Source organism: Candidatus Thiosymbion oneisti, from assembly GCF_900092655.1.
In the GTDB taxonomy this organism is placed as follows: Bacteria; Pseudomonadota; Gammaproteobacteria; order Chromatiales; family Chromatiaceae; genus Thiosymbion; species Thiosymbion oneisti.
In genome coordinates, this window is record NZ_FLUY01000714.1 from 1 (window position 1) to 1,187 (window position 1,187).

Annotated in this window: 1 protein-coding gene; it reads left to right on the forward strand. The window is 59.1% G+C overall.

Annotation, left to right across the window (positions count from 1 at the left end; all coding sequences use genetic code 11):
- Positions 1-5 precede the first annotated feature (5 nt).
- Positions 6-1,043: an IS5 family transposase gene (locus BQ17_RS07870; protein ID WP_089725905.1), complete on the forward strand. Its 1,038-nt coding sequence runs from the start codon at positions 6-8 to the stop codon at positions 1,041-1,043.
- Positions 1,044-1,187 lie beyond the last annotated feature (144 nt).

Below are 1,187 nucleotides of genomic sequence, written 5' to 3' on the forward strand. Positions count from 1 at the left end.
GAACCATGGGCCAGCGCAGCTTCTTCGACATTGAAAACCGGTTACGGAGCATCAGCAAGCTCGGTGACCCGCGGGAGCGACTGACCGCTGCGATTCCCTGGGACAAGTTTCGTGCGCTGTTGGAGCCGGTGCACGAGAAGGAACGCAAATCCAACGCGGGTCGCAAGCCGTTCGATGTGGTCTTGATGCTCAAGATACTGGTGTTGCAGACCCGCTACAACCGAGCCAACGAGCAGGTGGAGTATCAGCTCCGTGACCGGCTCTGGTTTGCGCGTTTTTTGGGTTTGGGCATCGCGGACGAGGTTCCCGATGCGACCACCGTGTGGCGTTTCCGCGAGCGGCTCAAAGAACTGGGACTGCTCGAGACCCGGTTCGACCGCTTTGAGGACTTTCTGGCAGCGGCAGGGTTCGAAGCCAAGCACGGACAGCTCATGGATGCCTCCATCGTCGCGGTGCCGATCCAACGCAATCCTCGCGCGCAGAATCGCCGGATCAAGTCGGGTGAGGTTGTGGCAGCTTGGCGTGAGGCCAAGCGTGCCCAAAAAGACGTGGCTGGACGCTGGACGGGAGAGCGCGGCAAACGCTACTTTGGCGACAAGCACCACATCCGTGTTGATGTTGAGCATAAACTCATTCGCCGCTTTGTGACGACGCCGGCGAATGTGCATGACAGCCGGGTCTTCGACGATCTGGTCGATCCCGACAACGTGGCTCCGGGGGTCTGGGCTGACAGCGCCTACCGCCGTGAGGAGACGGAGGAAGTTCTGCAGGATGCTGGCTATAAAAGCCAGCGCTGCGAAAAGGGCCAGCGTAATCGACCGCTGACTGACGAGCAGCAGGCAAACAACCGCACCCGCTCCCAGGTTCGCTCCCGAGTCGAGCACGTCTTCGGATTTCAGGAAAACCGCCTGGGCGGGAAATTCATCCGCACCATTGGCTTGGCGCCGGCCAAGGTCAAGATCGGGTTGATGAACCTGACCGACAACCTGATGCGCTACCTGCAGCTCACCAAAGACAGGGAAGGTATATCTGCTGTCGCCTGAATCGGCCAAAGACTGGTCGAACAGGCCACAAAGCAGGGCGAATCGCAGGGAATTGCCCGCGCTTTTGACCCCGCTCGGCATAAGCCTGTAAGCAGTTCATCAACTACTTACAAAACGCGCCGAAAAAGTGGATTTTTCAAGGTG

Coding starts and splice junctions, on each gene's coding strand:
- BQ17_RS07870 (WP_089725905.1), top strand. CDS start 6: ATGGGCCAGCGCAGCTTCTTCGACATTGAAAACCGGTTACGGAGCATC.